This window comes from Sulfolobales archaeon, assembly GCA_038897115.1.
GTDB lineage: Archaea > Thermoproteota > Thermoprotei_A > Sulfolobales > AG1 > AG1.
In genome coordinates, this window is sequence record JAWAXC010000149.1 from 1 (window position 1) to 4,176 (window position 4,176).

General features: G+C 41.5%; 4 protein-coding genes. 1 reads left to right on the forward strand and 3 read right to left on the reverse strand.

What is annotated here, in order from left to right:
- The first annotated feature begins 88 nt into the window (after positions 1 to 88).
- Positions 89 to 667 carry a CRISPR-associated protein Cas4 gene (gene cas4 / locus QXE01_11870; GenBank protein MEM4971935.1) on the forward strand — a complete coding sequence of 193 codons (579 nt, stop codon included), beginning with the start codon at positions 89 to 91 and terminating at the stop codon, positions 665 to 667.
- Between the two features lie 325 nt (positions 668 to 992).
- Here cas4 and csa3 read toward each other — a convergent pair whose 3' ends face one another.
- The 3 genes from csa3 to cas3 all read right to left on the reverse strand — a co-directional run.
- Positions 993 to 1,634: a CRISPR-associated CARF protein Csa3 gene (gene csa3, locus QXE01_11875; GenBank protein MEM4971936.1), complete on the reverse strand. Its 642-nt coding sequence runs from the start codon at positions 1,632 to 1,634 to the stop codon at positions 993 to 995.
- Complete coding sequence (locus QXE01_11880; protein MEM4971937.1) at positions 1,635 to 2,525, reverse strand: CRISPR-associated endonuclease Cas3''; 891 nt, start codon at positions 2,523 to 2,525, stop codon at positions 1,635 to 1,637. It lies immediately after the preceding gene.
- Positions 2,500 to 4,176 (reverse strand): CRISPR-associated helicase Cas3' (gene cas3 / locus QXE01_11885; GenBank protein ID MEM4971938.1); only part of this gene is annotated, 1,677 nt, incomplete at its 5' end. The genes QXE01_11880 and cas3, both read right to left, overlap by 26 nt.

Here is a 4,176-nt window from a genome sequence, read left to right on the forward strand (position 1 = left end):
ATTAAGAAAGAGAGCGATGTAATCCACATATTCACCCTAGGCCTCAGAGACTGGGAGAAAAGAATAGTCATAGGGAGGGAGTGGGGCCTTGGCCCAAAACCCATATCGATACTATAGCATATCACCATCAATGCTAAAACAGATGGATTACTGCCCAGCAATACCATGGCTAATAACCAAGACAGGGTGGATCGAACCGCCAACCGATAGCATGAAAATAGCCAGGGAAAAAGCAGAGGCAAACTATAAAGAGGAAATAGCATCTAAACTAGGGCTACCGAAACCATGGAGAATCGAGGCCTGCCTAAAAGACCCAGAAACAGGGCTCACAGGATGCATAGACCTCATAGCAGGGGGGAAGAGACTAACAATAGCAGAGATCAAGTTATATAGGAGAACAAGGAAGAACCATGTGAGAACACAGCTACTAGCATACGCATACCTAGCAAACAAAACAATAGCCCCAGTAGAAAGAGCGATACTAGTAGAAGCTGGCGAGATAACCCTAGACATACCAATCACAGAAGAACATCTAGACAGCATAAGGAAAAAACTAGAAAAGCTGAAAACCATAATAAACTCCGAAGAACCCCCAACAGCAAACCCATCAGATAGACAATGCATATCATGCCAATACAGAAGAATATGCCCACTCACAACTATATAGAGCCTTATTCAGAGGAGGTTAACACCTCTTCAATCTCATCAACAACTCCGTCAACCATCTCACGACAATTGCTATCATAACCCAACTCTATGAAGAGCTCCCCATCACGCAGCCTAACTCTAATCTTCTCTAATCAGATCTATATTCTCCTTAAAACTAGTATAAGCCATAGAAGTTTCTTCTATCTGTTTCTTCCACATACTTTTAGGAACTTCACCTAGCTTCCCTATAATCCTCACAAGATCATCCCTTAAAGTTTTTGCCACATCATTAGCATTGATATCCCTACACACCCCCTTTACATTTTCTCCACGCAGCCTATGTATTAGCTAGGGTCAGCTAGGGCTTTCCCGATATTTGTTAATAAGTAATATGTATTTTTACCCTCTCTTTGTTGCTGAATAACCCCTTTGCTTCTCAATATCGAGAGGTGTTTAAAGACTGTTGCTCTTGGGATTCCTGTTTCCTTGATTATCTCTCTATAGGTTGCTTTTCCAAGCCTCTTTATTGTGTTAACTATTTTCTCTTCATCGCTACTTAGAGGTCCTGCTATTAATACTCTCGGATCTATGGATATCGTTCCTAGGAAGTTCTCGAGCTCAATTTCAATTATACCTCTAGCCCTGCTTATCACGAATGCTATGAGAACTGTTATGATGAGCGCTCTCATCCCACCGCTTAGATTAACTATATACTCGTTCTCTGGGGAGAAGATCCTTCTGATCTTTGCGATCGCTGTATAAGGGTCTGAGACATCGATTTCCTCGAAGCTATATGGGATCCTTTTCCCACTATCCATGTATTTCTCTATAAACTTCTCTATATTATCAGCAGCTTGCCTAGCCCTCTGTTCCACAGGGGTGGATAGAATACCTATGAAGCTATCTATGTTGCTTAGGTGTTTTATCAAGGCCCTTATTACAAACTTTTCATCAAAACCTATGGTGGAGACAAGGATCCTAGCCAATTAGATCCCCCTAGCACTCAATGCATTAGAAGCCTCTGCAAAAGCTCTTCTTCTCCTAAAGTACTCGCTAACATCCTTATCGAGGTGTTCTTCAGAGATCCTGCCACAGGATCTATTTATTGACGCGGCATATCTATCTAAAACAGATATAATGCCTGTGATCATCACAGCTATTCTATACACCAGCAGCGGGATCTCCTTAGCTATAGGATTATTCCCTTTTCTAAGGTTTTCCACGAAGTTGATTATTTTAGATAGCTCATTGATTAATTTTGATATATTAGATGTCCATTTAGCGTCGGAGACGTATTTTGCTAGAACCGGACAAGCCTTGTCGAGAGAGATCTTAGCACACTCTATAACGCTAGGTGAATCGCTATTCTCGAATAGCTTGATTTTCGAAACACTGCTCAAAATATCTTTTATAGATCTTATTGGATGGTGATGGAGAAGAATAGCCATAATATGGGGTAGAACAACAATAAAGCCGAAATCCTTGTTAATGGAGATGGAGAAAGCGTATAAGGAGGCTGCTGAAACAATCTCATGGTTAGGTGCTGTACATCTATTTCTAAGACTTTCCTGGCTCCTCCTAGTACATTTACCAAGATCGTGGAAGGCTATAACAAGCTCTACAGGATCGCAACTTTGGAGATCTGCTACACCTTCTAAATCTATATTAGCGTTGCTTGTATTAGCTAGAGCTTTAACAAGATCTATGTATTCCCCATATATACCCCTAATAGAGGATTTAACCACATCATCCAAAGATCTATAGGCTTCAAGCATAGAACCTACATGATCCTCCATAGTCTCGCAACAAAGATCCTTGTATTCCTTGTTACACCCAGCAATATAAGATCCTCTACACATCTCTGAGGCCAATCCCATAGACACCCCCATCATAGAGTGTCGATGGAATCGCAACACCTAGATATTTTATGGTAAAGGATAGAGGATCTTTGCGAAGCTCTGCTTTAAGGTTCTCCAGCTTCATAAGATCTACTTGAGAATAATCAGTATCTAGACCAATAAAAGATCCATTATTAGCCTTTCTTCTCTCAAGAATATAGATATTATAGCCCTTACCAATGGCCTTCTCGATATAGGATAACATATGTTCACATGATATAGGAATCGATCTAGACCATATGTTCCTTATATCTAGCAACTCAGACACATCTCTCTCATAAACGTATAATGAGCATATATTTTCATCCCTAAAGCCTCCAATGATCTTTAGAAATTTGAAAACCTCTTCGGAATTTATTGATGGACTTGTAAGGGCCTTGAAAAAGCTTTCTGATCCTAGATATGGTTTATTCAAGCTGCTCGATGTCCAGACACTATCTAGGATATCCATGTACCCTCTGAAACTCCCATCTATAGATCTTGGGAGATGCCAGTTGATCATCTTTCCAGAGCCTATTATGGAGCTAAGGATATCCCATGTTATATTCACAATATCCAGAGGATAGACACCAGAACCCTTAGAAAGATCCTCATCAGATGTGATGATAGCCCACCTACCCTCGATAGATTTCTCACCCCTAGCAAGCCTCCCCATCCTCTGTATCAAGCTGCTTGGAGGCGAGATCTGCGAGATCATCGCATCAAAGCTTACATCAACACCGACCTCCAAAACCTGCGTACTCACCAGTAGCACGCCTCTACCGCTTTTCAGAGCCTGGAGCTTATCCAACCTATCCTTTGGGTTAAACCTGCTGTGGATCAGGATCACATTTCCACGATTCCTGAGCTTTAGATATATACACTTGGCGATCTCAACAGCGTTAACAACAATGGAGGCCCTATATCCACTTTCAGTAGAATCTAGAAGCTCCCTAACTAACTCTCTAAGGGGTTCTTCATCAACACCACATAGATCTCTAACCTTTACCAGCGGATTCCCAGCTAAGGGCTTGAATACCTTGCTAGATTCCACTAGATAGAAATCATCAGCCCCATGTGAGCTGAGATATTCCTCATAATCAATTAACTCTATGGAGTTTTTCCCAACAAGCCCTGATATATGGTTAAGGAGATAGCTCGAGAGAGTAGCTGTTGAAATCACAGTGGGTACTTTAAAACTTGCAAGCGCCCTGATAGACTCGGCTACAGCATCAGCCATTATAGATCCCTCCTCTATGGCCATGTGAACCTCATCTAAAAAATTAAGAGCCGATAATATCGATGATCTCGGCACCTCATAATGACCATAGCTACCTTCATAGATCTTTATTATTTCGTTGGTTGGGAGCTTATAAAAGTTATATAGATATGTATCAAACGTAGTAATAGTATAGGGAGCCATAAGCCCATATGTCTCATGGGCAAAACCATGTTGCCTAGCAACTAGCTCCATAGATAGATGATCGCCCACCAGCTTAGCCAGGGATCCCCTCAACCTATCAGCCAGATCATCGATCAAGCTCCTCATAGGAGCAACATGGATCACAGAGGAAGCATATGGAAAATAACCCCTTAGAATAGCCAGTAGAATTGTCATGGGAACCGCTGTCTTACCAATACCTGGAGGAGC

What these genes read in the sequence shown, in the direction of transcription:
- QXE01_11880 (MEM4971937.1), bottom strand. Translation starts at nt 2,525, where the DNA reads ATGGGATTGGCCTCAGAGATGTGTAGAGGATCTTATATTGCTGGGTGT.